At 71.1% G+C, this 26,752-nt stretch carries 27 protein-coding genes; 24 read left to right on the forward strand and 3 right to left on the reverse strand.

Annotated features, from left to right (window positions below):
• Nucleotides 1-22 precede the first annotated feature (22 nt).
• From OG408_RS33350 to OG408_RS33455, 22 genes are all read left to right on the forward strand, one after another.
• Nucleotides 23-2,665, forward strand: coding sequence for a thioesterase domain-containing protein (locus OG408_RS33350; protein WP_326673527.1), 2,643 nt, complete (start codon nt 23-25; stop codon nt 2,663-2,665).
• A 141-nt stretch (nt 2,666-2,806) separates the two neighbouring features.
• Nucleotides 2,807-3,997 carry a cytochrome P450 gene (locus OG408_RS33355; protein ID WP_326673528.1) on the forward strand — a complete coding sequence of 397 codons (1,191 nt, stop codon included), beginning with the start codon at nt 2,807-2,809 and terminating at the stop codon, nt 3,995-3,997.
• Nucleotides 3,998-4,047: 50 nt separating this feature from the next.
• Complete coding sequence (locus OG408_RS33360) at nt 4,048-4,620, forward strand: GNAT family N-acetyltransferase (protein WP_326673529.1); 573 nt, start codon at nt 4,048-4,050, stop codon at nt 4,618-4,620.
• Nucleotides 4,617-5,213, forward strand: coding sequence for a hypothetical protein (locus OG408_RS33365; RefSeq protein ID WP_326673530.1), 597 nt, complete (start codon nt 4,617-4,619; stop codon nt 5,211-5,213). Before OG408_RS33360 ends, OG408_RS33365 begins: the two co-directional genes overlap by 4 nt.
• The gene (locus OG408_RS33370) at nt 5,210-6,286 is read left to right on the forward strand and encodes a BtrH N-terminal domain-containing protein (RefSeq protein ID WP_326673531.1); all 1,077 of its coding nucleotides are present in this window, start codon (nt 5,210-5,212) and stop codon (nt 6,284-6,286) included. The genes OG408_RS33365 and OG408_RS33370 overlap by 4 nt, the downstream gene beginning before the upstream one ends.
• Nucleotides 6,283-7,548 carry a DegT/DnrJ/EryC1/StrS family aminotransferase gene (locus tag OG408_RS33375; protein ID WP_326673532.1) on the forward strand — a complete coding sequence of 422 codons (1,266 nt, stop codon included), beginning with the start codon at nt 6,283-6,285 and terminating at the stop codon, nt 7,546-7,548. Before OG408_RS33370 ends, OG408_RS33375 begins: the two co-directional genes overlap by 4 nt.
• 32 nt (nt 7,549-7,580) lie before the next feature.
• Nucleotides 7,581-8,426 carry a transketolase gene (locus OG408_RS33380; RefSeq protein ID WP_326673533.1) on the forward strand — a complete coding sequence of 282 codons (846 nt, stop codon included), beginning with the start codon at nt 7,581-7,583 and terminating at the stop codon, nt 8,424-8,426.
• Nucleotides 8,419-9,348, forward strand: a complete 930-nt coding sequence (locus OG408_RS33385; RefSeq protein WP_266784998.1) for a transketolase family protein — start codon at nt 8,419-8,421, stop codon at nt 9,346-9,348. The genes OG408_RS33380 and OG408_RS33385 overlap by 8 nt, the downstream gene beginning before the upstream one ends.
• Before the next feature lie 19 nt (nt 9,349-9,367).
• Nucleotides 9,368-9,535 (forward strand): lysine biosynthesis protein LysW, encoded by a 168-nt coding sequence (locus OG408_RS33390; RefSeq protein ID WP_266785000.1) that lies wholly within the window; start codon nt 9,368-9,370, stop codon nt 9,533-9,535.
• Nucleotides 9,536-9,551: 16 nt separating this feature from the next.
• Nucleotides 9,552-10,412, forward strand: a complete 861-nt coding sequence (locus OG408_RS33395; protein ID WP_326673534.1) for an ATP-grasp domain-containing protein — start codon at nt 9,552-9,554, stop codon at nt 10,410-10,412.
• Nucleotides 10,409-11,419 carry an N-acetyl-gamma-glutamyl-phosphate reductase gene (gene argC / locus OG408_RS33400; protein ID WP_266785004.1) on the forward strand — a complete coding sequence of 337 codons (1,011 nt, stop codon included), beginning with the start codon at nt 10,409-10,411 and terminating at the stop codon, nt 11,417-11,419. The genes OG408_RS33395 and argC overlap by 4 nt, the downstream gene beginning before the upstream one ends.
• A gap of 2 nt (nt 11,420-11,421) precedes the next feature.
• Entirely contained in the window at nt 11,422-12,246 is an 825-nt protein-coding gene (locus tag OG408_RS33405; protein ID WP_266785006.1) for a [LysW]-aminoadipate kinase, read from the forward strand.
• Nucleotides 12,243-13,331, forward strand: coding sequence for a M20/M25/M40 family metallo-hydrolase (locus OG408_RS33410; protein WP_326673535.1), 1,089 nt, complete (start codon nt 12,243-12,245; stop codon nt 13,329-13,331). Before OG408_RS33405 ends, OG408_RS33410 begins: the two co-directional genes overlap by 4 nt.
• Complete coding sequence (locus OG408_RS33415) at nt 13,328-14,056, forward strand: sulfotransferase family protein (protein WP_266785011.1); 729 nt, start codon at nt 13,328-13,330, stop codon at nt 14,054-14,056. Before OG408_RS33410 ends, OG408_RS33415 begins: the two co-directional genes overlap by 4 nt.
• A gap of 213 nt (nt 14,057-14,269) precedes the next feature.
• Nucleotides 14,270-15,532: an MFS transporter gene (locus tag OG408_RS33420; protein ID WP_266785013.1), complete on the forward strand. Its 1,263-nt coding sequence runs from the start codon at nt 14,270-14,272 to the stop codon at nt 15,530-15,532.
• Between the two features lie 35 nt (nt 15,533-15,567).
• The gene (locus tag OG408_RS33425; protein ID WP_266785015.1) at nt 15,568-15,924 is read left to right on the forward strand and encodes a VOC family protein; all 357 of its coding nucleotides are present in this window, start codon (nt 15,568-15,570) and stop codon (nt 15,922-15,924) included.
• A gap of 91 nt (nt 15,925-16,015) precedes the next feature.
• Nucleotides 16,016-16,291: a phosphopantetheine-binding protein gene (locus OG408_RS33430; protein WP_266785017.1), complete on the forward strand. Its 276-nt coding sequence runs from the start codon at nt 16,016-16,018 to the stop codon at nt 16,289-16,291.
• Nucleotides 16,288-17,814, forward strand: coding sequence for an AMP-binding protein (locus OG408_RS33435; RefSeq protein WP_266785019.1), 1,527 nt, complete (start codon nt 16,288-16,290; stop codon nt 17,812-17,814). Before OG408_RS33430 ends, OG408_RS33435 begins: the two co-directional genes overlap by 4 nt.
• A complete protein-coding gene (locus tag OG408_RS33440; RefSeq protein ID WP_266785021.1) occupies nt 17,814-19,115 on the forward strand; it encodes a condensation domain-containing protein in 1,302 nt (433 codons plus the stop codon). The genes OG408_RS33435 and OG408_RS33440 overlap by 1 nt, the downstream gene beginning before the upstream one ends.
• 124 nt (nt 19,116-19,239) lie before the next feature.
• Nucleotides 19,240-19,815, forward strand: coding sequence for an adenylyl-sulfate kinase (gene cysC / locus OG408_RS33445; RefSeq protein WP_326673536.1), 576 nt, complete (start codon nt 19,240-19,242; stop codon nt 19,813-19,815).
• Nucleotides 19,812-20,744: a sulfate adenylyltransferase subunit CysD gene (cysD, locus tag OG408_RS33450; protein WP_266785025.1), complete on the forward strand. Its 933-nt coding sequence runs from the start codon at nt 19,812-19,814 to the stop codon at nt 20,742-20,744. Before cysC ends, cysD begins: the two co-directional genes overlap by 4 nt.
• 2 nt (nt 20,745-20,746) lie before the next feature.
• A complete protein-coding gene (locus OG408_RS33455; RefSeq protein ID WP_326673537.1) occupies nt 20,747-22,078 on the forward strand; it encodes a sulfate adenylyltransferase subunit 1 in 1,332 nt (443 codons plus the stop codon).
• A gap of 127 nt (nt 22,079-22,205) precedes the next feature.
• Here OG408_RS33455 and OG408_RS33460 read toward each other — a convergent pair whose 3' ends face one another.
• Together OG408_RS33460 and OG408_RS33465 are read right to left on the reverse strand one after the other, a co-directional pair.
• Nucleotides 22,206-22,979: a maleylpyruvate isomerase family mycothiol-dependent enzyme gene (locus OG408_RS33460; RefSeq protein WP_326673538.1), complete on the reverse strand. Its 774-nt coding sequence runs from the start codon at nt 22,977-22,979 to the stop codon at nt 22,206-22,208.
• 258 nt (nt 22,980-23,237) lie between these two features.
• Nucleotides 23,238-24,209, reverse strand: a complete 972-nt coding sequence (locus OG408_RS33465) for an SDR family NAD(P)-dependent oxidoreductase (RefSeq protein ID WP_326673539.1) — start codon at nt 24,207-24,209, stop codon at nt 23,238-23,240.
• 56 nt (nt 24,210-24,265) lie between these two features.
• On the opposite strand from OG408_RS33465, the gene OG408_RS33470 reads away from it, so the two are divergent.
• Nucleotides 24,266-24,688: a MerR family transcriptional regulator gene (locus OG408_RS33470; RefSeq protein WP_326673540.1), complete on the forward strand. Its 423-nt coding sequence runs from the start codon at nt 24,266-24,268 to the stop codon at nt 24,686-24,688.
• A 158-nt stretch (nt 24,689-24,846) separates the two neighbouring features.
• Here the strand turns inward: OG408_RS33470 and OG408_RS33475 are convergent, their stop codons facing one another.
• The gene (locus OG408_RS33475; protein WP_285565090.1) at nt 24,847-25,578 is read right to left on the reverse strand and encodes an SDR family oxidoreductase; all 732 of its coding nucleotides are present in this window, start codon (nt 25,576-25,578) and stop codon (nt 24,847-24,849) included.
• Between the two features lie 95 nt (nt 25,579-25,673).
• Between OG408_RS33475 and OG408_RS33480 the strand changes: the two genes are divergently transcribed.
• On the forward strand, nt 25,674-26,585 hold the full coding sequence (locus OG408_RS33480) for a LysR family transcriptional regulator (RefSeq protein ID WP_285565089.1): 912 nt from the start codon (nt 25,674-25,676) through the stop codon (nt 26,583-26,585).
• Nucleotides 26,586-26,752 lie beyond the last annotated feature (167 nt).

Genomic DNA, 26,752 nt, shown 5'->3' on the forward strand with positions numbered 1-26,752 from the left:
CGACGGCAGCAGGGAACGTGTGATGCAACGTGAAGGCGAGCGCCTGAACGCCTATCTCCGTACGAGGTCGGCGACGGCGGAATCATCCTCTCTCATCGAACTGAGCCGCTCGGCGGCCTCCGGCCGGGTGCTCCTGTTCGCCCACCCGGTGGGCGGCAGCCTGCTGGCCTACCAGCCCCTGGTCCGCAGACTCGGCGACCACCGGTGCTTCGGCATCGAGGCGTCGTCGCGGACGCTCGCCGACGGCGGGCCCGCCGAGTCGGTGCAGGAGCTTGCCCGGCGCTATGTCGAGAGCCTGGGCGAGGACTGCCCCGAGGTCGACGTGGTCTGCGGCTGGTCCTTCGGCGGCGCACTCACCTGGGAGATCGCCTGCCTGCTCGCGGCACGCGGGAACCGCCCGAAGGTGGTGCTCCTCGACTCCACCTGGGCGACCGGGAAGGTCCCGGAGTGGACGCCCGCCGAAGCGGTGCAGGGCTTCCTGCACGACGCGTTGAGGCTCAGCGGGCGCGACGTCGAGGTCACGGCGGACACGAGCGACGAAGCCGCCGCGGTGCTCGACATGGACCCGGAGACGTTCGCCGAACGGCTGGAGATCTTCGCGCACAACCGGCGGCTGGTCGGCCGGTGGCGGCCCACACCGGGGGACCTCGACGTCGTCTCCGTACGGGCCGTGGAGTCCCTCATCTCCGACTGGCACACGGCGACCACGGGCGACGTCCGTCTCCACGATCTGCCCGGTGACCACTACAGCCTGCTCGGCGACGCCGACAACGTCGCCGTGATCGAGCAGATCATCAGGGACGAGCGACCCGTCACCGCACCGGGCGAGCCGGAACGGCTCGCCGAGGAACGGGAGTTCGACGCGTCAGATCTACACGCGTCATTGGCGAAACTCGTGGACACCCCGCGCTGGCGTGATCTCGTGATCCGCGCCAGGCGGATGGACCCGGAAGCCATCTCCGAGGCCTACCGTGAGCTCGGCCGGCGCGGACTGCTCACGCCCGACTGGCCCCGGGAGTCCGGCGGCGGGGGCATGCCGACGCGCGTCGCCATCGAGCTGTTCGAGGGCTTCTGCGCGACCGGACTGCCGGACCTCGTCCACGCGCTCACCGTGCAGATCGTCGGCAACTTCGTCCTCAAGTCCGGTTCCGACCGGCTGAAGCGCGAACTGCTCCCGCGCATCAGCAGGGGCGAGGAGTTCTCCACCGTCCTCTACAGCGAGCCGCGCGCCGGCAGCGACCTCGCCGCGCTCCGCACCAGGGCCGAGCGGCGCGGCGACCGCTACGTCCTCAACGGCGTCAAGGTGTTCAGCATCTACAGCGACCTCGCGGGCTCCGCCCTGGTGGCCGCGCGCACCGGACAGGGCGGGAACAAGTACGACGGCATCACGCTCTTCGTCATCGACCTGGCGGCCGACGGCGTGAGCGTCGAGCTCGTCGAGACGGTGCAGCGCGAACGGATGTGCCGGGTACGCCTCCAGGACGTCGAGGCCGAGAGCTGGCGCCGGGTGGGCGAAGAGGGCCGCGGATGGGCCCTGCTGGACGGGGCCCTGGCCATCGAACGCACCGGCATCGACCACGTCGTCAGGGCGGCCCGGTGGCTGAACGCCCTGCGCGGGGCGACCGGACTGCCCCGGGACCTCGAACGGCTCGAAGGGCAGGTCGAATGCGCCACCACCCTGGCCCGCTCGGCGACCGAGGTCTTCCTGCGGGACGACGTCAGGGCGATCGACACCGCCGTCGCCAAGCTGTACACGAGCGAGACGTGCCAGCAGGTCGGGCACGAGGTGCTGCGCCGCTGGAGCTCGCTCGGCAGGGCATCCGGCACCGATGAGCTGGTCCACGAGGAGCTGTTCTCGGCGCTGACGGAGTCGCCCGGCCTCACCCTGTCCGCCGGTACCTCGGAGATGATGCTGTCCACCATCTCGGCGGATCTCAAGGAGGAGTTCTCCGGGCGCTGTCTGGGGATCCTGAACCGCTTCGGCGGCGAGGTGGCCGACACCGTCCTGGAGGTCCTGGAGCCCGTCGGCGCCGGCGTCAGGGTGGAGCCCCTGTTCGCCGATTCACCGGCCCGGCGCGCGGCGCTGGCGAAGACCCTGTCCGACCTCGGCTTCGACGGGATCGAGCGCCCCGAGGACGAGGGCGGTCTCGGTCTCGGCCTCACGCTCGGCTGCGCGATCAGCCTGAGCACGGGCTACCTCGGCTACGAGAACGCCTACCGGCCGTGCCGCCTGCCGGAATCCGGCGACACCTCCCGCGGCTGCGGGGAACCCGCGTGCCGGCTGCGTCACGCGGCCTACGTGCTGGGACTCGGCATCGGGCTGTTCCGTTGTGCGTGGGAACACGCATGTGCCCGCGAGCAGTTCGGCCGGCAGCTGGTGGAGCTCGACGCGCTGATGTTCCCGCTGATCCGCGGCTACGCCGAGCTGAACGCCCTGAGTGTGCGGCTCCGGGAACTCGCGGACAACGTGGCGGACGTGGACGAGGCTGCCGTGCGGCGGTTCGAGCTCGTGGAACAGGACGCCATGGTGCGCGTCGTCCGCGGCGCGATGCAGGTGCTGGGTGCCCAGGGCATCACCGAATGGTCGGTCGCCTCGCGTTTCTACATGAAATGCGCGGAGAACATCGGCCTGCTCGACCGCGAAGGCACGGTGACGGACGGATAACCCGGACTGCGGTTCCGGCGGCAGCGCCGCCGACGATCCCGGCCCCCACCGGATCGTACGAGTGTTGTTCGAGTGTCGTGCATTCCCTGCGAAGGCGGTCTTTCGATGCGAGTTTCTCTCACGGGTCCTGAACCCTCGGACATGATGACGGCTGACCTCTACGAGGAGTCGCAGTACGCGACACGGAACATGCATTCCGTGTGGCGGGATCTGCGCAAGAGCGACGGACTCCAGCCGCAGCGGACCCCCGACGGCCAGGAATTCCTCGCGGCCCTGCGCTACTCCGACGTCCGCGAGATCCTGGGCGACCACAAGGCCTTCTCCTCCGCGTACAGCACCATGCTCACGGTGCGCGGGGACGGCGACGTGGCGGCGGGGGCGGCGATCCACCTCACGGACCCGCCGCTGCACGCCGGCATCAAACAGCACTTCACCCCGCTGATGACGGTGCAGGCGACGCAGCGCCTCCAGCAGGGCATCACGGACCGCATGGCCGAGCTGTTCGAGACGGTCCGCGGCCGTGAGACGTTCGACTTCTGCGAGGCCATGATCACCCTGCCCATGACGATCACCGGGCTGCTGATGGGCATTCCGCAGCAGGAGTGGGCCGTCACGGGCCGGGCGACGGTGCGTGCGATGGGCGGAGTGGACACGGACCGGTCGGAGTACCAGCGCCGGTTCGACCTCTTCGAGGCGCACACGACCATCATGTCCGTACTCGGAGGCGTCCTGGAGGACTCCCCGCCCGCCGACTCGGTGAGCGGCCGCTGCCCGGCCACGGCCCAGGTGGTGGGGGACACGGACCGGGACGTGCCGCTGCTGAACGCGTACGCGTTCCTCATGGGCGCCAATCCGACCGTGCCCCAGACGATCAACCAGACGCTGATCCTGCTGGCCGGCGACGACGAGCTGTGGTCCTGGTTCGCACGCCAGGAGGAGACGGACCAGAGGTTCATCGACGAGGCGCTCCGCTGGGCGAGTCCGGTCAACCATGTGCTGCGGCGCGCGACCGCGGACACCGTGATCGCCGGGACCGAGGTGCCGGAGGGGGCCCTGGTCTCCGCCTGGATCGGCTCGGCCAACCGGGACGAGGAGGTGTTCGCCGATCCGTTCCGGTTCATTCCGGACCGCTCCCCGAACCGCCATCTGGCATTCGGACTCGGCGTCCACCGGTGCATCGGACAGCACGTCGCCGCACTCGGCATGAGGATATTCTTCGATCTCTGGCGAAAGAACGTGCGATCCGTGTCTCTCGACGGTGATCCCCGGCATCTCATTTCGAACTTCCTGAACGGCGTAACCTGTCTGCCGCTGGCAGTGACCTGGAAGTAACCGGCCCCGGTGAAAAAGGTCGACGATTGCATACGCGGAAGGCAGAACCGATGAGCGATTTCGAAACCAAAGTGGTCGGACCGAATGACTGGCCCGAGGTCGGCACGTTCTTCCGGCCGAAAGGTCTCGTGGAGAACTGCTGGTGCACCTACTTCCGCATGACCGCCAAGGAACGCTCCTCTTGCGGATCCTCGGCACGCGAGGAGAAGCTGCGCGACCTGGTCGAGTCCGGTGAACGGGTGGGCGTCATCGGCTCGGTCGACGGCGTCCCCGTCGGCTGGATCGGAGCCGGCCCCCGGCCGGCCTTCCCGAGGCTGCGCACGTCCCGTGCGGCGAAGCTCTTCAAGGGCGAGGACCCGGAGCGGATCTGGTCCATCGTCTGTCTCTACCTGGCCCGCGAGCACCGGCACCAGGGACTGGCCAGGGTGCTCATCGACCGGGCGGTGGAGTGGGCCCGGGACGAGAAGGCCGAACTCATCGAGGCGTACCCCGAGGACGACCGGAAGCCCGAGTTCGAACGCGGCAGCTTCCACGGCAGGGTGAGCACCTTCGAGTCCTGCGGATTCACCGTCGTCGAGCCCCGCCTGCAGCGCAGAGCGCTCGTACGGAAGGAACTGCGTTGACCGTTCACCAGATACTCGCGCTCGACCCCTTTCTGAACAACCAGGCGGCGACCACACCGGAGAACCTCACCGAAGGCCGGCTGAACGTCTGGCGCAACTCGCTCCCGGCCCAGCCCGCGCCCCTGGACATCGTCGTGGACGACGTCCCGCTGCGCAGCGCCCCGCTCGACGGCCGCGGACCGGACAACGTCCTGTGCTCCGGCCAGCGGATCGAGGTCCCGGAGCGGCGGTGGGACTGGCTCTACGTCATCGGATGCGGCGAACGCCGGGTCAGGGACGTCGTCACCTGGCACTTCTCCAACGGCACGGTGGACCGGGACCAGTTGGCGCTCTCCGACCTGTGGGAGGGCCGCTCGGACTTCGGTGAGGATCTCGCGCTGCGCACCGACGTCATCCACTACCCGCACCACGTGCAGGAACGCATCGGGATCACCCTCTGGTGCCAGCGCGTCCCGGTCACGTCGCGAAAACCGCTCGGCGCCATGTCGCTGCCCAGGAATCCGGCCGTGCACCTCTTCGCCATGACGCTCGTCGGCCGGCAGGCGGGCGTCGACTCCGCAAGTGATCCGCAGATACGGGGGAGCCGGCCGTGAACGCAGGCACTACGACCGAAGCGACAGCGCGCCCGGCCCGGTGGGACGGCGTCACCGGTTCCTACCCGCAGTGGTACGAGGACCCGTTGAGCTGCCTGCACACCACGCTGGGCAGCGTCCTGATGGAACACGGGCTGGAGCCGGTCGACGTGCTCGGCGCGGCCTGCGAGTTCGCGTTCGCGCCCGGCGATGTCATGTGCGAGGAGTTCTACCGTCCCGCGCAGAGCAGCCGCGGAGTGGCGGCCGACCTCTGCCCGTACCACGACGTGGAGTCCGCCTGGACGACGGGATCGGACGCGGACGACCTGATCCGCCTGATCGAGACGCACTCCGGCGTCATCGTGGCGGTGGACAACTACCACCTGCCCTTCCGTCCCGCCTTCCACGACGTGCACGCCGCGCACCTCGTCGTGGTGCCGGGCTGGCGCCGGACGCCCGCGGGCGACGTGGAGTTCTACGTCTCCGACGCGCAACCACCCGGATTCCAGGGATGGTTGTCCGCGGAGCACTTAGTGAACAGCTGGACGTCCGGCAATCCGTCGGACACCCAGGACGTGTTCTTCTCCAGCCGGGAGATCGGCGGCCGCGTCCTGACGACGAAGGTGCGCCCGCAACCGGACGGATCCGGCACCGTCCCGACCGCGCAGGCGGTCCGGGGCAACCTCGACCGCTGGACCAACGGTACGGCCGGCCCCTCGGACCGGGTGTGGACCGGCCGGGCCGGACTGCGCCGCTTCGTGGAGCGCCTGCAGGACAGCTGCGGCGATCCGGAGGCACTCCGCAGCGCCTACACGTTCGGCTGGACGATGCAGGCGCAGGCCTTCCTGCACGGCCGGTTCGCTCAGGAACGCGCGCACCGGACACGGCAGTCCCCCCTCCTCGAAGTGGCCGCGTCCGCGGACCGGGTCGTGTCGGCGTGGTCCAACGTGCGGCTGCTCAGCGCCCACGCGGCACGGACGGACGGCATCACCGAGCTGATCCCGCGTCGCGGCGCCGAGCTGGTGCTCGCCTACGAACAACTGGCCGCCGACTGGCGGCTCGTCCTCGCGGGTGAAGGGGCGGACCCCCGATGAACAGCGGACCGACGGGCGAACTGGCCCTCACCGGAGGCGAACCGGTCCTGGGCGAGCTCGCGCCGGTGCACTGGCCGAGAACGACGGACGCGGACCGCGCGGCGGTGCTCTCCGTCCTGGACACGAACGTCCTGGTCTCCGACCGGACGGCCCAGGAGACCGCCGTCGAACGGCTGGAGCGGTCCTGGGCGCACTACCTGGGCGTGCGGCACTGCGTCGGCGTCAGCAACGGAACCACGGCCATCGAACTGGCCCTCCTCGCACACGGGGTGGGCCCCGGCGACGAGGTCGTGGTGCCCGCCCTCACCTTCGTCGCGACGGCGATGGCCGTGGTGCACGTGGGGGCGACCCCGGTGTACGCCGACGTCGACCCGGTCACCTTCACCATGACCCCGGACAGCCTGGCCGCCGAGATCACGGAACGGACCAGGGCCGTCGTCCCGGTCCACCTGCACGGTCTCAGCGCCGACCTGGTCGCGATCGGCGACATCGCGCGCCGCCACGGCTGCGTGGTGATCGAGGACGCCGCGCAGTCCCAGGGAGCCCGCTACCTGGGCGTCCCGTCCGGCGCGTCCGGCAACACGGCCACGTTCAGCCTGCAGATGACGAAGAACCTCCCCACCTGCGGGGAAGGGGGGCTCGTCGTGACCGACGACGAGCGCGTCGCCGAACGGATGCGCCAGCTGCGCCAGTTCGGGGAGACGATCCGCCCGGACCGTCCGCGCCGCTACGTGAGTCACCGGCTGGGCTTCAACGCGAAACTCAACAACGTCCAGGCGGCGTACACATCGAGCCAGCTGGAGCGGTTCGACGCCTACCGCGCGGCCCGCCGGTCCAACGTCAGGGCCTTCCTGTCCCGGCTGCGCCCCCTCGACGGACTGACCTGCCCGTCGGAGCCGGACGGATACGAGCACGCGTGGCACATCCTGCGCTTCGTCGTCGACTTCGAGCGGCTGCTGCCCGGCGTGGACACCGCGACGGCACGGAACCTTCTGATGCGGGCCCTGCGCGCGGAGGGGATGCCGGTCACCAGGTACCAGATGATGCCGGTCCCCGAGCAGCCGGCGCTGCGCACCCTGTGCCGCCAGACGCCCGCCTCATGGCCCGTCACCCAGGACGTCGTCGACCGCAGTTTCACCCTTCAGCAGCGGCATCTTCCGCCCGACGCGGGCCCGTTGCTCCAGAGCTTCGCCGATGCCGTCGAGAAGGTCTGGTCGCACCGGGAGATCCTGGCGAAGCTCGCGGAAGGTGCGGACCGCTGACCGGGACCGAGCACCTTCCGAGCATCGCGCAGATGGAAGTCCGCGCACGCGCCGTCCGTGAGCACATCGTCGACATGTGCACGGGCCCCGAAGGCGGACACCTGGGCGGTTCGATGTCCGCCGTCGAGATCCTGGTCGCGCTCTTCTTCCACACGATGAACATCGACTCCGACGACCCCGAGTGGAAGGAACGGGACGTCTTCGTGCTGAGCAAGGGCCATGCGGCGATGGCCCTCTACGCCACCCTCGCCGAGCGGGAGTTCATCACCCGCGAGGAGGTCTCCACCTTCTGCCGGCCTGGCAGCAGGCTCGCCACGCACGGCAACGTCACCGTCCCCGGGGTCGAGTTCGCCACCGGCTCCCTCGGACACGGGCTCGCGCTGGCCAACGGCACGTCCTGGGCGCAGCGCCAGGCCGGCCCGGCACCCGCGCACACGTTCGTGCTCCTCGGTGACGGAGAACTCCAGGAAGGGACGGTCTGGGAGGCGGCCCAGGTGAGCCGTGCCCTGGACGCGACCAACCTCGTCGCGGTGATCGACGTCAACCGCTTCCAGCAGACCGGGGCCGTGCACGAGGTGAGCGACGGCGCACCGGTGGCCGACCGCTGGGCCGGCTTCGGCTGGCACACCGTCGAGGTGGACGGCCACGACCTGGCGGCACTCTGCTCGGTCCTCGACGAGGCGGTCCGTACGCAGGGGCCGACGGCGGTGGTCTGCCGCACGGTCAAGGCCAGGGGCGTGGGAGCCCTCGCGGGCCGGGCCTCCTCCCACTTCGTCCGGCTCGACACCGAGAGGAAGCGGGCGCGCGTCAGGGCCAGCATGAGCCCCGCCGCTCCAGCGGCGACCGCGACCGCGAAGGGGGAGCCCGGCCATGCCTGAGATCACGCCGGAACGGGTGAGCACCCGGGCGGTCTTCGCGGACGCCCTGCCGGAACTCGCCGTACGCCACAACGTGCTGGTCGTCGACACCGACACGGGCAGCATCAAGCCGACACCCGAGATGGACTACCTCAACGTCGGCATCGCGGAGAACGCCGCCATCGGGCTCGCCGCCGGTGCCGAGCACTGCGGACGGCGCGCCCTGGTCTGCACGTTCGCCGCCTTCTCGGTGAGCCGGGCGTTCGAGTTCATCAAGCTCGACATCGCCTATCCGCGGCGCCGGGTGTGCATCGTCGGCACCCACGGAGGCGCCAGCGGCGGCTGGCTGGGGCCGACGCACCACGCCACCGAGGACCTGGCGCTGATGAACGCCCTGCCGCACATGCGGGTGGTCGTCCCGGCCGACGCCCGCCAGGCCGTCGCGCTGCTGGAACAGTGCCTGGAGTACGACGGCCCGGCCTACCTGAGACTCGGACGCAAGGCCTCGCCGGTCTTCGCCGACCTGCCCGCACCGGAGCTCGGCATCCCCCAGGAGGTCCGCCCCGGCAGCGACATCGCGCTGGTGGCCACGGGACCGGAGATCCTGGCCACGGCCCTGGAGGTCGCACAGGGGCTCGCCGGGGCGGGCTACAGCGCCCAGGTGATCAACGTCCACACCGTCGACCCGGAATCCGCCGGAGCCGCCGGCCGGGCGGTGTCCGAGCAGTGCCGGTGGCTGGTCACGCTGGAGGAGGCGTGGACATCCGGCGGCATGGGAGCGCAGGTCGCCGCGGCGGCCGGAGCCCGCGGCATCCCGTGGCTCCCGGTCGGCGTGACCGGCTTCCTCCCGCCCGGCAGCCACACGTCCTTGCTGGAGGCGAGCGGACTCACCACCGAATCCGTTCTCCGCCAGGTGCTGAGTTTCGTCACCCACCCGAAGTGATCGAGAAAGGACCGAAGAGATGGATACGGAGTGCGTCAGCTGCACCGGCACACTGCAGATACCGGCGGACAGCTATCAGGGGGAGATAGTGAGCTGCCCCGGGTGTTCGGCCGAGCTGGAGATCCATTCGACGCAGCCGCTGCAGCTGGCGATCGCGCCCGAGCCCGAAGAGGACTGGGGTGAATGAGCCGGGGAGAGCGCCGATGCCGGTCGGGGTCCTGCTGTCGACCGTCCGCTACGAGGAGCGGCGGCTCCTGTCCGAGCTGGAGCGCCGCGATGTCAGGGTGCTCCGGCTGGACGCCCGCGCCATGTCGTTCGGACCGAAGGACACCGAGGGGCTGCGGGGGATGACGGTCCTCAACCGTGAGATCTCCAGCCAGCGTGCGGCGCTCGCGGCGGAGTCGCTGGAGGCCTTCGGAGCCCGGCCGCTGAACGACGCGTCGGCGACCCGGGTCTGCGGCAACAAATGGTCCACCTACCTGCGGTTGACGCAGTGCGGCGTGCCGACCCCGGTGACCCTGCTGGCGCCGACACCGGAGACCGGCAGGGAGGCCATCGCCTCGATCGGCTACCCCGCCGTGATCAAACCCCTGAGCTCGTCCTGGGGGAACCGGGTCGGTCTGATCACCGACCAGTACGCGGCCGACGCCGTCCTGGAGACCTGCGCCGCGCTGCCGTCGGCGGTCGCGAGAACGGTGATCGTCCAGGAGGCGGTCCGGCCCGGTTCGCCGGACATCCGGGGGATCGTGGTCGACGGCGTCTGCCTGGGCCTGATCACCCGGTCGGGCGGCGACTGGCGGAACAACGTGGCCAGGGGAGCGACGGTCGAGCAGCACGCACCGGACGAGGAGCTCGGGCGGCTGTGCGTGCGGGCCGCCGCAGCCGTGGGCGCGAGGATCGCCGGTGTGGACCTGGTCGAGCGCGCGGACGGGGCACACACGGTGATCGAGGTGAACTCCCGGGTGGAATTCCAGGGATTCGAGCGGGCGACGGGTGTCGACGTCGCCGCACGCATGGTCGAGGCCTGCACAGCCGAGATGATCGAGGTGAAGGAACCGGTATGAAGCGCATCGCAGTTGTGGGCGGCAGGGGGTTCGTGGGAGGTGAGCTGCTGCGCCTGCTCGTCCACCACCCCGGGGTCGAGGTCGCCGCGGTGACCTCCGACACCCACGCCGGCCGTGCCGTGGAGAACGCGCACCCACCGCTGCGCGGGAGCGGTCTCCGGTACAGCAGGCGCGAGGACCTGGAGCCGGTCGACCTCGTGTTCCTCGCCGGTGTCCACGGCTCCACGGCGAAGATCCTCGACGGCATGGCGGCGCTCGCCCCGAAGATCGTCGACCTGACGGCCGACTTCCGGATCGAGGACGCCGCGCTCATGGAGCGCTACTACGGCTGGAGCCGTCAGGGCGAGCAGGCGAAGGCGTTCGTCCGCGGTCTGCCCGAACTGCACCGCAAACAGATCGTCGACGCGGACCGGGTCGCCGTCCCGGGCTGCATGGCCACCAGCGCGATCCTCAGCCTCGCACCGCTCGCGGCCCGGGGCCTCCTGACGGATGTACAGGTCGACGCGCGGACCGGCAGCAGCGGCGGCGGCGCCTCCGGAGGCGACGGCAACTCCCACGCCCTGCGCAGCGGAGTGATGCGGGTGTTCGCACCCTTCGACCACCGTCACGAGGCCGAGGTGTCCGAGGCGCTCCGCGTGGACGCGTCGATGACGGTCACCGCGACCCCGCAGGTGCGCGGCGTGCAGACGCTGACGAAGGTCGCGGTCGGCGAGGTGAGCGAGCGCGAGCTGCTCACCATGTACCGCGAGGACTACGGCGCGGAGCCGTTCGTCCGCCTGGTCAACAGCCCGCGGGGGACGTACCGCTACCCGGACCCGAAGGTCCTGCTCGGCTCGAACTACTGCGATGTCGGCATCGTCGCCGACCACCGCGGCAAGGCCCTCGTGATGGGGAGCCTCGACAACCTGATGAAGGGGGCCGCGGGCGGCGCGGTGCAGTGCATGAACCTCATGCTCGGTCTGCCGGAGACGTCCGGGCTGACCTTTCCCGGTCTGCACCCGGTGTGACCATGACGAGAATCGTGGTGAAGTGGGGCGGCAGCCTCCAGGAGAACAGCGGGGCGATCGCCGACGACATCGCCTCCCTGTGGCGCGAGCACGACATCATCGTGGTGCACGGCGGCTCCCGGGACATCGACGACACCGTCAGGGAACTCGGGCTGCCGCGGCGCACCTTGAGGTCACCGGACGGCATGGTCACGCGGTACACCGACGCGCCGACCCTCACCGCTCTCATGATGGCGATGCGGGGGCGGACCCAGCCGCGGATCATCGCGGAGCTGGCGGCGCGCGGCGTCGAGGCCGTGGGGCTGTCGGGCATGGACGGGGGACTGATCCGCACCGAACGCAAGACGGCGGTCCGTGCGGTGTTCGGTGACAGCGTGCGCGTGGTGCGCGACAACTTCGCCGGCCGCGTCGTCGGTGTGGACACACGTGTCCTGGAGGCCCTGCACACCTGCGGCATGGTTCCCGTCGTGTGCCCGCCGGGCATGACGGCCGACGGGCAGGCGACCAACGTGGACGCGGACCGGATGGCCTGCGCGATCGCGGCGGCCTGGCGCGCGGACCGGCTGCTGCTCTTCACGGACACACCGGGGGTGCTCGCCGACCGCGACGATCCCGCCTCCACCATCGCCTCACTGAGCCGGGACGACGCCCGGAAGCTGGTGCCGGAACTGAGCGGCGGCATGCGGATGAAGGTCGCCGCCGCGGTGGAGGCACTGGGCGGGGGCGCACAGGCGGTTCAGGTCTGCGACGGCCGGGTCCACGCCCCCGTCGCGGCGGCTCTACGAGGGAGCGGAACCCTGATCGGGAAGGGCCGGGACACATTATGACGACTCATCATGCGAGACCCGAGGAAGGACAGCTGACCGACCACGACGCGGTCGCGCTGCTGGCCGAGGTGGTGGCGATACCGTCCGTCTCCGGCAGCGAGCAGAAGCTGGCGGAGCGGCTGCGGGACTTCGCCGCCGGGTACGGCGCGGAGAGCTACCTGGACGACGCGGGGAACGTGCACGCGCTGGTCGGGCACGGAACGCGCACGGTGATGCTGCTCAGCCACCTGGACACCGTGCCGGGCGAGGTCCCCTTCGAGCACGGCGAGAACCTCATCCGCGGCCGCGGGGCCGTCGACGCCAAGGGCCCGCTGACGGCCATGCTCGTCGCGGCGCTCACCAGCCGTCACCTCGGCATCCGGATCCACTGGGTGGGCGTGGTCGAGGAGGAGACGCTGTGGTCGCGGGGCGCGGAGCACGTCCGTACGACCGTGCCGGTCCCCGACGCCGTGATCGTGGGGGAGCCGAGCGGGGCTTCGTCGGTGACCATCGGCTACAAGGGAATGGTCGAACTCGAGGCGCGCTGCGATGTCCCGCGTACACACACCGCGACCCCCGGACCGAAGGCCAGCGAGATCCTGGTACGCGCTCTGGCCCGGCTCTTCGACACGTACGGGACGCGAGGGAACGACCATTTCAAGGACGTGGGAATGGTCGTCAGGGACGGCCGTTTCGAACCGTTCTCCAGTGTGTGTTCGCTGGTGTTCCGCACCCCGCCCGGAACAATGGCCGAGGGGCTGCGGCGCGACGTCTCCGCGGTGCTCGGCGAGGCGGTCGACGTGTCGGCCGTGTACGAGGTACCCGCCGTCATGGTGGCGCGGAGTTCGGTGTGCGTACGGGCACTGTCCCGCGCCATCGTCCTCGAAGGGCTGCGGCCCAACCACAAACTCAAGACCGGCACGAGCGACATGAACACGTTGAGCAGGACCTGGAACGTGCCGATGGCCACGTACGGGCCGGGGGACTGCCATCAGGACCACACCGACAACGAACACATCCTGATCCAGGAGTACCTCGACGGAATGCACATCCTGCGGACCGCCCTGAGCGAACTGGACCGAACTCTCCCGGAGGCAGCGTCATGACGGACCAGCCGAGTCTTCTGGCGCTGTGGTGTGTTCCGCGCTCGCGGTCGACCGCCTTCGAGCGTGCGATGTACGAGCGCGGTGACTTCCTCGTCGTCCACGAACCGTTCTCACGGGTGTGCGACTTCGGTGAGGCGGAAGTCGCGGGCCGTACGTGCACGAGCCAGGAGCAGGTGATGGCAGCGCTGGCCGAAACGGCGGCGGACCGGCCGGTCTTCTTCAAGGACACGACCGACTTCCGCCTCGACCGGCTCGGCGCGAGCCCGGACTTCCTGCGGCGGTGCCGCCACGCCGCGATGGTCCGCAACCCCCGCGACACCGTGCGCTCGCACCTCGTCATGCAGTCCGACGCCACGTCACCGGCCATGGGGTTCGGGCACCTGTGGGACATCGTCTCCACGGTGACGTCCGCCGGGCATCCGATGCACCTCGTCGACGGCGACCGGGTGGCCGGTGACGCCGAGGCGGAGATGCGGCGCTACTGCACTGCCATGGGGATCGACTTCCTCGCCGAGGCGCTCGACTTCAAGAAGGAGCCGCCGGCGAGCTGGAAGACGACGGAACGCTGGCACGCCGGTGCCAGCGAGTCGAACGCCCTCGGCGTCGCCCCGGCCGGGAGGAAGCAGTTCCCGGAGAACCTGGAGCAGACCGCTCTCGCCTTCGAGCAGGATCAACTGCCTTACTACGAACGGATCACGGCGACCCTGGGCGGAGGCGGCGCCTAGTGCCACGCGCCGCCTTCCGGCCGGTCGGGCCGATCCCGGCAAGCGCCGAACGGTGTACGGGCCAGGACATTAGGTTGTCATGAGCGCTGAAGCCCGACGGCCCGGTCCGGACCGGGCCGACGGCCGCACGCGTCCGCCGGTCACGGCGGACCGCCGAATGGTGCTCGACCCCACAGAGCAATGCGTAAGCGCAAGGACGACAGAGGAGCGGACATGACGTTGGGCCGTAGTTTCACCAAACTGTGGTGGTCTCAGGGGCTGTCCAACCTGGCCGACGGCCTGGTGCTGGCGGCTGTGCCTCTTCTCGCCGTGACGATGACCCGGGACCCGCTGCTGGTCTCGGGCATGACGGTGGCGCAGTTCCTGCCGTGGCTGATCTTCACCCTGCCGGCCGGGGCGCTCGCCGACCGCATCGACCGGCGTCTCATCATGGTGTGGGGAAACGCGATCCGCGCCGTCGGTTTCGGTCTGCTCGTCCTGACGCTCGTGGCCGATCTGCGCAGCATCCTCATCCTGTACCTGGCCGTGTTCCTCGCGGGAACGGCCGAGACACTGGTGGACAACGCGGCGCTGACGGTGCCGCCGCGGCTGGTCAAACGCAGCGACCTGGAGCGGGCCAACGGCCGCCTGTTCGCGACCCAGTCGGCCATCAACAACTTCATCGGGCCGACGGCGGGCGCCGCCCTGTTCGCCATGTCGGCGATCATGGTCTTCTCCTCCACCGCGGGGCTCTTCGCCCTCGGCGCCCTGGCCGCGCTCACCCTGCCGCGGATGCTGCCCACCGCGAGTGACACCAGCGGTTCCAAGCACACGCCAGGAGAGGTCGTCCGCAGCATCCGGGAGGGCTGGTCCTACTTCTGGAACCACCGGCTGCTGCGACGGGTGGCGTTCATCTCCGGCTCGATCAACCTGTTCTCCTCGGCGACCGGTGGTCTGCTCGTCCTGCTGGCGACGGGTCCCCTGGGCGTCTCCGAATCCTGGTACGGCATCTTCATCGCGGTGCCGGCCGTGGGCGCCGTCATCGGTTCGCTGATCGCGGCGAGGGTCGTCCCGGTCATCGGCGGCGGCCCGGTCACCTGGCTCGCCGCGCTCGTGCCCGCCGCCAGCTTCGTCGTCCTCGGCCTCAGCGGCAGCATCATCCTGTCCGAGGTCATCATGTTCTTCGCGGCCATCGCCACGGCCCTGAACCAGATCGTGGTCAGCACGCTCCGCCAGGCCGCGGTCCCCGACGAACTGCTCGGCCGGGCCACCGCCGGATACCGCCTGATCGTGCTCGGCGCCGTGCCGGTCGGCGCGGTGCTCGGCGGCGGGCTGGGCCGCTGGCTGGGCCCGGAGTCCACCTTCGTCGTGTGCGGCATCGGACTGACCCTCGCCGCGTTCGTGTTCGCCTCACGGGTGTCGACCCGGGCTCTGCGGGAGGCCGAGCGCGATGCCGAGCCCACGACCACGACCACGACCGCCGAACAGATCTCCTGAACACCGCCCGCACGTCCGGAAAAGAGCGCACCCCGATGAGCCTGACCCTGTCCCACACGACCGTTGACTCACGTGACCCGTACGCCCAGGCCCAATGGTGGTGCGAGATGGCGGAGTTCACCCCGAAGGAGGGGGTGCGGCCGGGGTCCGACGAGTGCTACGTCGTCACCGAGCACGGGTACACGGTCCTCTTCATCCTCGTGCCCGACGGCAAGCAGGTGAAGAACCGCATGCACTTCTGCATGCGCCCCGAGGGCGATGCCCAGGACGCGGAGGTGGCACGCGCGCTCGCGCTGGGCGCGAGTGTCGTCACCGACTTCCGCTCGTCGGACGGCTGGGTGGTCATGGCCGATCCGGAGGGCAACGAGTTCTGCATCCTGGCCGGCCGGTAGAAGACCGGCGGGCCCCGCGCGACGACAGGCCGAACAGCCACGACCGGCCGAACAGCCACGACAACCCGAGCAGACGAGAACAGGAGATCCCGTGACCGAGAACCGCGATGTCGTGTGCAAGGCCGCGTACGAGCAGCCGGCCGACGAACTGGAGGAGCAGGTCGCCGCCGTCATCGCCGAGGTGCTGGACGTCGACCTGGTGGGCCGGCGCGACAGCTTCTACGACTTCGGCGGCACGTCCCTGGCGGCCATCCGCATCTGCGCCCGCATCGAGCGCCGTCTCGGACTGCGTGTCGACCCGGCCTGGCTGCTCGAACACGACGAGCTGGCCGACTTCGCCGAGCAGATCCGGCTCGGTGCGGCGTGACCGGGCCGCAGCAGCTGCCGCCGCTGCGCACCGTGCACGCCGCGGTGGCCGCGTACGCCGAGCAGGCTCCCCACGACCTCGCCCTGGTCCAGGGCGAGGAACGCGTCGACTACCGGACACTCACCACGGCGGCGAGGGTGGTGGCCGGCCGTCTCGCCGCCTGGGGTGTGCGGCCGGGAGACATCGTCCCGCTGCTGGTCCCGCGCGGCGCCCACCTGATAGCCCTCCAGCTCGGCGTCCTGATGAGCGGCGCGGCGTACGCCACCCTCGACCCGCGCTGGCCGGCCGGCCGTATCGCGTCCATCCTCGCCCAGCTCGACGACCCGGTCGTCGTGGGCCTGTCCGGCGGCGAGCCGCCCGGTGTCACCCGCACGCTCGACGCCGTGCCGCTGTCCGGGATCACGGACGGCGCGGGACCCGCGCTCTTCGAACCGGTGCGGACCGCGCTGGACGATCCGGCCATGGTGTTCTTCACCTCCGGCAGCACCGGTGTCCCCAAGGGGGTGCTCATCCCTCACCGCGCGGTCACCCGGATGTTCGGCCCGGGCGGACTGGACGGATTCGGGCCGGGGCACATCACGGCTCAGGTCGCGCCCGGGGCCTGGGACATGTACGCCTTCGAGCTGTGGGGCCAGCTCACCACCGGCGGCGCCTGCGTCGTGGTCGACGAGAACCACCTGATGCCCAGCCGGTTACGCACCCTCGTCGCCGGCCAGGGCGTCGACACGGTGTGGCTGACGACCTCGCTGTTCAATCTGATCGTCGACGAGGACCTGGGCGCGTTCGAGGGACTGGGGACGCTGTACGTCGGGGGCGAGAAGCAGTCCCCGCGGCATGTGGCGCTGTTCCTGGAGCGCTTTCCCGGGCTGCCGCTCTGGAACGGGTTCGGCCCGGCCGAGAACTGCATGCTGACGACCGTGCACCGGATGGGCCCGGCCGACAGCGCGGCGCCCGCCGGCATCCCGGTGGGCGTGCCCGTACCCCACACCACGGTGCTGCTGCTGCGGGAGGACGGATCACCCGCACCCCGCGGCGAACGCGGCGAGATCGTCGCGGCCGGCCCCGGCGTGGCCCTGGGATACCTGAACAACGAGACACAGACGCGCGAGCGGTTCCCGGTCCTGGAGATAGCGGGCGAGAAGCGCCGCGTCCTGCGGACCGGCGACATCGGCATGGTCGACGACGACGGGATTCTGCACTACTACGGCCGTCGCGACCGGCAGATCAAGCTCAGCGGGAACCGGATCGAACTCGGTGACGTCGAGGCGGCCGCGTCGGCGATCCCGGAGATCCGGACCTGCGCCGCCGTCGCCCGCACCGACCCCGGCGGGACCGTCGCACACATCCTGCTCGTCTACACCCTGGTCGACGGCGCCGGACCGGCTCCCCGGGACATACGCAAGGAACTCACCACGAGACTTCCCGCGTACGCCGTCCCCGGCAGGTTCGAGCAGGTGGACGAGCTGCCGCTGCGCGACAACGGCAAGGTCGACCTGCAGGCTCTGGAGAGGCGCACCGCCTGATGCGTGAGTACCCGCAGACCTTCGAGCAAGAGGCGCTCTGGATCGCCGACCAGTTCATGGGGGACCCCTCCCCGTTCCTGGAGACCTGGGCCCAGCACATCGTGGGGCCGCTCGACGTCCCCGCGCTGGAACGGGCCCTGGCCTCGCTGGTCGAACGGCACGCGGTGTTCCGCACCGGGTTCACGCTCGGCGAGCAGGGCGCGGTGCAGTGCGTCGACCCGGCCGGTGCGGTCCCCCTGGAACGCCTCCCGTGGCCCGGCGGCGAACTGCACGAGACCTTGCGGCGGGCCGGGCAGCGACCGCTGGACCTGACCGTGTCACCGGCCCGGCTGACCCTGTACGACCTGGCGCCGGACGAGTACGTGCTGCTGCTCCAGATCCACCATGTCGCCGTCGACGACGCCTCCCTGGTGCTGCTCGACCAGGAACTGTCGGCCCTGTACGCCGAGGAGACCGGGGGCGGTCCGGCCGGACTCGCACCGCCGGGGCTGTCGCTCGGCGAACACGCGGTCCGGGCCCGGGCGGCCGGGATCGCGCCGGACGACCTCGCGTTCTGGGCCGCGTTCCTGGACGGGGCGCCCGTGCTCACCCACCTGCCGCCCCGGCCCCGGCCGCTCGCCGCCCGGCGTGGCTCCGCCTGTGAGTGCGTGCGCGCCACCGTCCCCGCCGCGCTGGGTGACGCCGTACGCACGGCGGCACGCGCGCTGCGCACCACACCGCACGTGCTGATGAGTACCTGCATGGCGGTGACCGCGGCCGCGGTGAACGGTGCGGACGTGGTGATCGGGAGCCCCGTGTCCCGACGCGGCGAACCGGATCTCGACACCGTCTTCGGCTGTCTGACCGATCTCCTGCCGGTGCGGTACCTGGTCCCCGCCACCGCCACGTTCGGCGAGGTGTGCACCGCGGCGAAACGCCGGTCGCTGGACGTGCTGCGGCACCGCAACGTGCCCTACGCCCGGATCGGCGGCGGCGTCACCCGCAAGCGGGGCGTGCTCTCCGGCGAGCACCTGGGCCGCATCTGCCTCGTCCTCGACCAGTCACCGAGCCGGCTGGACCTGCCGGGGCTGCGGTGCGAGCGGGTGCACGTGGGGGGAGCGTCGGCGAAGTTCGACTGGCTCCAGTACGTCGTCGCGGACGGCAGCGGCTGGGACGTACGGGCCGACTACGCCACGGACTACTTCACCGAGGACGAGGCGGCGCTCATGCTGCGGCAGTGGCTGACCGCGCTGACGACGGCCGCCGACGACCCCGGCGTGCCGGTGCGCGAGCTGTTCGACCGGCTGGCCGCGCTGGCATGACACACACCCCGCGGTCCGGGAACTCCCCGTCCCCGGCCCGGGTCGCACCCCCACGACTGCTCTTCGCACAGGTCGATCTGCCGCAGGCGGACAACGCTGGACCTCCAGAAAGAGAGCGACACCGGTGAAAACGGAGCTGCGAACCAGCCTGACCACGCGCGACTGCGCGTGCGGTGGGACGGTATGGCTGACGGGCCTGCCGAGCTCGGGAAAGACGACGATCGCCCACGCCGTGGCCGACCGGCTGCGCGACGAGGGGCGCAGGGTGGAGGTGCTCGACGGCGACGAATTCCGCCGGACCCTCTCCGCGGGCCTCGGCTTCGGCCGCGCCGACCGGCACACGAACGTCCAGCGCATCGGACTGGTCGCGGAGGTGCTCGCCCGCAACGGCGTACTGGTGCTCGTCCCGGCCATCGCCCCCTACGCGGACAGCCGGCAGGTCGTGAGGGAGCGTCATGACGCCTCGCACACGCCCTACTTGGAGATCCACGTCGCCACGCCCTCGGACACCTGCGCCCAGCGCGACGTGAAGGGCCTGTACGCCAGGCAGGCCGCCGGCGAGCTCACCGGACTGACCGGCGTCGACGACCCCTACGAAGCACCGGACAAGCCCGACCTGCGCATCGACGCGCACGAACAGTCCGTCACCGAATCCGCGTCGGCGCTGCTGGGCCTGCTGGCGGAGAGGCGGCTGATATGAGCTCCCGCCCCGGCGACCTGTTCGCGGACCACTGCTCCGCCCTCAGCCACCTGGACGCCCTGGAGTCCGAGGCGGTGCACATCCTCCGCGAGGTGGAGGGCGAGTTCGAACGGCCGGTGATCCTGTTCTCCGGCGGCAAGGACTCCATCGTCATGCTCCACCTGGCGCTGAAGGCGTTCGCACCGGCGGCGGTGCCGTTCCCGCTGCTGCACGTGGACACCGGGCACAACTTCCCCGAGGTCATCGCCCACCGCGACCGCGTCGTGGCGGAACACGGGCTGCGCCTGCACGTCGCCTCCGTGCAGGAGTACATCGACGCCGGGAAGCTCCGTGAGCGCCCCGACGGCACCCGCAACCCGCTCCAGACGGTGCCGCTGACGGAGCGGATCCGCAGCGAGCGGTTCGACGCGGTGTTCGGCGGCGGGCGGCGCGACGAGGAGAAGGCGCGGGCCAAGGAAAGGGTGTTCTCGCTGCGCGACGAGTTCTCCCAGTGGGACCCGCGCCGCCAGCGCCCCGAACTGTGGCAGCTGTACAACGGCCGGCACGCGCCCGGCGAACACGTACGCGTCTTCCCGCTGTCCAACTGGACCGAACTGGACGTGTGGCAGTACATCGCCCGCGAGAACATCGGCCTCCCCGAGATCTACTACGCCCACAAGCGGCCCGTCTTCCGGCGCGGCTCCATGTGGCTGACCGCCGGCGACTGGGGCGGCCCGGCCGGCGACGAGACGGTCGAGACCCGGCTGGTCCGCTACCGGACCGTGGGTGACATGTCGTGCACCGGCGCGGTCGACTCCGAGGCGACGACCATCGAGGGCGTCATCACCGAGATCGCCGCGTCCCGCCTCACCGAACGGGGCGCCACCCGCGCCGACGACAAGCTCTCCGAAGCGGCGATGGAAGACCGCAAACGCGAAGGGTACTTCTAGACATGAGCGGAAACAGCACCACCGCCCGGGAGCCGGCCGCCCCGTCGGCCGCCACCCTGCTGCGCTTCGCCACCGCGGGCTCCGTCGACGACGGCAAGTCCACCCTCGTCGGACGTCTGCTGCACGACTCCAAGTCGGTGCTCGCCGACCAGATGGAGGCCGTCGAGCACGCCTCCCGCTCGCGCGGCTCCGGCGCACCCGACCTGGCGCTGCTCACCGACGGACTGCGCGCCGAGCGCGAGCAGGGCATCACCATCGACGTGGCCTACCGCTTCTTCGCCACCGCCCGGCGCAGGTTCATCCTCGCCGACACCCCGGGCCATGTGCAGTACACCCGCAACATGGTCACCGGCGCCTCCACGGCCGAACTGACGGTCGTCCTGGTGGACGCCCGCAACGGCGTCGTCGAACAGACCCGCCGCCACGCCGCCATCGCCGCCCTGCTGCGCGTCCCCCACGTCGTCCTCGCCGTCAACAAGATGGACCTCGTCGGCTACCGGGAGGCCGTATTCGCCGCCATCGCCGAGGAGTTCACGGCGTACGCCACCGAGCTGGGCGTCCCCGAGGTCACCGCCATCCCCATCTCGGCACTGGCCGGGGACAACGTCGTCGAACCCTCCGCCCGCATGGACTGGTACGGCGGTCCCACCGTCCTCGAACACCTGGAATCGGTCGAACCGGCGGACCGGGCGGCGGACATCTCCTCCAGGTTCCCCGTCCAGACGGTCATCCGGCACGAGGGGGAGCGGTACTACGCGGGCCAGCTGCTCACGGGCCGCCTCCGGGTCGGGGAGACGGTGACCGTGCAGCCCTCCGGCCGCGTCACCACCATCACCTCGCTCGACGTCCTCGGCCGGCCGGCGGACGCCGTGTCGGCGGGCTCGTCCCTCAGCGTCCGGCTGGCCGACGAACTCGACGTCGGACGCGGCGACATGCTCACCGCCGGGACTCAACCGCCCCGGATCGCCCGGGAGATCGACGCGACCGTGTGCCATGTCGCCGACACACCGCTCACCGTCGGCCAGCGGGTGCTGCTCAAACACACCACCCGCACCGTGAGAGCGATCGTCGAGGACATTCCGTCGCGGCTCACGCTCGACGACCTCTCCCAGCACCCGCACCCGGGCCGGCTCGTCGCCAACGACATCGGCCGCGTCAGGGTCCGTACGGCCGAGCCACTCGCGCTCGACTCCTACGCGGACTCCCGGCGCACGGGATCGTTCCTCCTGATCGACCCGGCGGACGGCACCACGCTCGCCGCCGGCATGGCGGGCGACGCCTTCGCGTCCGTGGCGGTGCCGGCGGACGCGGGCGCGGACGGATGGGACTTCTGAGACCGGCTCCCGGGCCGGCGGCGCACCAACTCTCGTCCACCGAGGAGCCATGTGCGCTGCCGGCCTCCGCCGGTGGCCACCGCGGGAGCGGGCGCGCCACCGACAGGTGCGTCACACGTGCCGGGTCCTACTCGTTCGGGTCCCAGCCCGCGAGCTGATCCATCGGCTCGGTGTCGCCGGTGGTCTCCAGGCCCTCGAACGGGGCGCGCTCGTAGAAGTAGAGGACCAGTTCGCTCGCCGCGCCCCGAATCGTCATGTCGCCCGGCTCCGCGCCGGCGGCGAGGCCGTCGCAGCGGACGCCGTCGGCGTCGAGGGTCAGACGCCAGGAGCGGCCCTCGGTCGCGTGCAGGTCGATGGTCGCCGGCTTGAACGGCCAGGGTACGGACGTGGCCGCGACGGTCGTCAGGAACTCGTCGACGCCCTCGACCGCGACGTCCGTCGGCAGCGGCTGTGCGGCGCCCCGGACGAGCTGGACGTCGTAGGTGTGGACGGCTATCTCCTGGATCTGGTGCCGGGCCACGGTTCCGCTGGTCTCCGGGGCCTGGGACCGGCCCCACCAGGTCCAGCAGCCGCGGTCCGGGCCGGCCTCGCGCAACGCGCCGAGCATCAGCTCGGTCGACTCGGCGAGCCAGGCGTCCAGGGCTTCGCGGTCGCGGGGCGCGGTCGGGGCGCCCTTCGGGTCCGTCTTCGCCGGCGGCTCGGCGCCCGGGCCCGCCGCGACGATGGCGGCCTGGCGGCGGCGGCCGTCCCCGAGGTGCTGCGCCAGCTCGCGCAGCGTCCAGTCCGGGCAGGTCGGGACCTGGACGTCAAGATCGGGGGAGGAGGCGATCGCGGCGCGGAACGCGGCCGAGCGGTCTTCTATCAGCCGCAGGACCTGGGGGAACTCCAAGATGTTTTGCACGTCGGCTGTCTATCACGGCGCCCCGGCCGCCGGGTATCGGATTTGTTCGGACGAACGCGTCGATGGCCGGGCGGAGCGCCGACGCCGATTCGTCAGCGTGCCGGACCGTTCCTTCGGTTGAACAACCTTGCAGAGAAAGGCAGTTCACGCGCTCCCCGTTGTGGGCGGATACAGCGCGGGCCGGTGGCCCGCACCCCGCACCCCGCTGCCCGCGACGGCGGCGGGCAGCGCGGCATGGGCAGAACACGGGGCCGGGGTTCATCGGGTGATCGGCGTGGCGCCGGTCGCGGCCAGAGTCATGGACCAGAGCCGGGCCGCCTCGTCGGGAGCCGTGGCGTGTGCGCGGACGCCGCCGTCGTCCATGGGGGTGCCGGTGGCGGATGCGTGTGCGACGTCGCAGTCCTCCAGATAGAGGCCGCCCCGGCCGTCGAGGAGCGGGGACGTCGCGGCCCACAGGCCGGTGGCGGCGCCCTGGGAAGGGGACTTGAATCCCTCGCCGACGACATGGCCGTGCTCGTCCACCCAGCCGCGGTCGATCTGGTCCCGGAGCGTCATCTCCCGCTGCAGCCCCGTGATGATCTTGCCGGGGTGGAGGGCGAAGGCCCGGACGCCGTCGCGTCTTCCGACGGCGTCGAGGTGCACGGCGAACAGGGCGTTGGCGGTCTTGGCCTGGCCGTAGGCCAGCCACTTGTCGTAGCCGGTGCGGAAGTGCGGATCGTGCCAGCGGATGCCGGTCAGGGTGTGACCGGCCGAGCTGTTGACGACGACGCGTGCGCCGTCCGCGGCGGACAGGAGGGGGTAGAGCTCTGCGGTGAGGGTGAAGTGACCGAAGTGGTTGGCGGTGAGCTGGCCTTCCCAGCCGGGCCCGAAGCGTCGCTCCGGGGTGGCCATGACTCCGGCGACAGCCATCAGGAGGTCGATCCGGCCGGTCCGGTCGCGGATGTGTGCGGAGGCCGATCGGACGCTTGCGAGGTCGGTCAGGTCCATGGGGACGACCTCGCAGTCCTTCACCTCCTTCAGAGCGGTACGGGCGACGTCGGGGCGGCGGGCGGGAACGATGACCCGGGCACCGGCGGCCGTAAGGGCCCGCGTGGTCTCCAGGCCGAGTCCGGAGTAACCGCCGGTCACCACGGCCGTCCTCCCGGAGAGATCGAGGCCGGCCACGATGTCCTGGGCGGTGCTGGAGGCGGAGAAGGGCGAGCCGAGCGGCCGCTGATCAGTAGTCGTCATGCCGCTGACGCTACGATCTGGAGTGAGGTCTAGATCAAGCCCAGGGAATGAGCGGCATGACAACCCCCGAGACCGCGGTGCCGTCGCTGAGCATCGGCGAGGCAGCCGAGCGGACCGGACTGAGCGTGCACGCCCTGCGCTTCTACGAGCGCGAGGGACTGCTCGTCGGACCGGTCCGGCGCACGTCGGGCGGCCGGCGGCGCTACACCGACTTCGACATCGAATGGCTGCTGATCTGTGTCAGGCTCCGCGAATCCGGCATGCCACTCGCCGATCTCAAGCACTTCGCCGAACTGGTACGCCGCGGACCGGGTAACGAGGCGGAGCGTCTGCGGTTGCTCGACGCCCATCGGCAGCGCGTCGACGCGCAGATGGAGGCGCTGGAGGAGGCCCGGTCCGTCATCGCCTGGAAGGTCGGCGTCTATGCCGAGCACCTCGCCCGCGGTGAAGCCGACGGGCTCTGGGACCCGACAGCCTGAGGCCGGGTACGGACGGTCGTCGCGCATGCGGAATGCGGCGCCCGGAAGAAGGCGGGTACCGCCACCCGGTCAAGCCGCGACGACACCGGCGGGGCGGTCTTTCGGCCGATCCGGCCGACGTGTCGGAGCGCGAGCCGAGACAGCGTCAGGGCGGGGTATCACCAGGGCACTACGCCGGCGTCGTTGAAGAACCCGCCCGTGGGACCGTCGTCGGGCAGGGTCGCCAGCTTGACGGCGATCGCCGCGCCCTGTTCCGGGGTGCGCACACCGCGGAAGCCGTTGAGGTCGGTCGCGACGTAGCCGGGGCAGCCGGTGTTGATCAGGATGTTCGTGCCGCTCAGCTCCCGGGCGTACTGGAGGGTGACGGCGTTCAGGAACGTCTTGGACGGTGCGTACGCCACGGCCACCGGACCCGTCGTCTGCTCGGCAGCGGTTCCCGACTGCCGGGTCAGGGAGCCGACACTGCTGGACATGTTCACGATCCGCGGTGAGGCGGACCGCCGCAGCAGCGGCAGCATCGCGTTGGTGACGCGGATGACGCCGATCACGTTGGTCTCCACGACCGTCCGGATGGTGGCGGGATCGACCCCGGTGGGTTCCTGCGGCATGCCGCCGGTGATGGCGGCGTTGTTGACGAGTACGTCGAGGCGCCCCGCCCGCTCCTCGATCAGCCGCGCGGCGGCGGTCACGCTCGTGTCGTCGGTGACGTCCAGTGGTACGCCGAACGCCTCGACGCCCGCAGCGCGCAGCTTCTCCACTGCGGCCATGCGGCGCCGGTCGTCGCGGGCGCCCACACCGACGCTCCAGCCGAGGGCACCCAGACCCGCGGCGATCTCGTAGCCGATTCCCTTGTTCGCGCCGGTGACCAGCGCAGTCCTTCGTTCGCTCATGGGGACGATGCTGCCCCCGGAGCCCGGCGGCGGTCCAACACCGATGGGGTGGGCGGCGATACCTTCCGGGTATGGATCCGGAGTAGCGTGGCCGCATGGAGACCCGGGAACTGCGGTATTTCGTCGCCGTCGCCGAAGAGCTGCACTTCGGGCGCGCCGCACAGCGGCTCGGGATCGCGCAGCCGCCGCTGTCCAGGGCGATCCAGCGGCTCGAGCGCCGGCTCGGGGCATCCCTGCTGGACCGGACCAGCCGCACCGTCACGCTGACCGAGGCCGGATCGGTGCTGTTGACCGAGGGCCGCGCGGCGCTCGACGCGGTCGACGCCGCGGAGCGCCGGACCCGTCGCGCCGCCCTGTCCGTGACCGGCCGTCCCGGCCTGGTCCTGGTCACCAAGGCCAGTGCGTCCAGCGAACTGCTGGCGGAACTGCTGGCCGCCTACGCCGCCGAACCCGACGCGGTCCCCGTCGACGTCATCCTGTGCGGCCCGGCCGAGCAGGAACGGCAGCTGCGCGAGGGGCGGGCCGACGTGGCGCTGCTGCACCGGCCGTTCGACTCGACGACCGGGTTCCACACCGAGGAGCTCGGCACGGAGGGCCAGGTCGCGGTCCTGCCGGCCGGGCATCCGCTCACCGCTCGGGCCCATGTGCGCATGGCCGACATCACCGGGCTGCCGGGCCTGCCCCTGCCCCGTTGGCCGGCCTCCGACGGCAGCTACCCGGCCGGCCCCGGCCCGCGGGTCCGCGACCACGCGCAGCTGTTGCAGCTCGTCGCGCTCGGCCGTGCCTGCGCGGTCTCGCCGGAGTCGTGCCGGGCCCAACTGCACGCGGACCTCGCCGCGGTGCCCGTGCTGGACGCGCCGGCGGTCACCACCGTGATCGCCTGGCCACCGCACAGCCGGTCCAGAGCCGTCGCCGACCTCGTCCGCACCGCGACGCGTCTCCCGCGCTTCGACCGGGAAGGCGCACCGGGCCGGCGGGGGTCCGGGCCCGCCTCGCCACCGTCGTGAGGCGCGGGAGCTGACCGGGAGAGAACCTCCGGGTCAGAGGTGCCGGCTCCGGGACCGGCCCACGGTCACACCGTCCCCGGCCCCCGCCGCCCCTTGTAATTGATCTATATCCGGCGGCGACGGGCGATCATGGCTCTGACCTGCTGTTCGGCGAGCAGAGCGCGTTT

It is taken from the genome of Streptomyces sp. NBC_01257, assembly GCF_035917255.1.
In the GTDB taxonomy this organism is placed as follows: Bacteria; Actinomycetota; Actinomycetes; order Streptomycetales; family Streptomycetaceae; genus Streptomyces.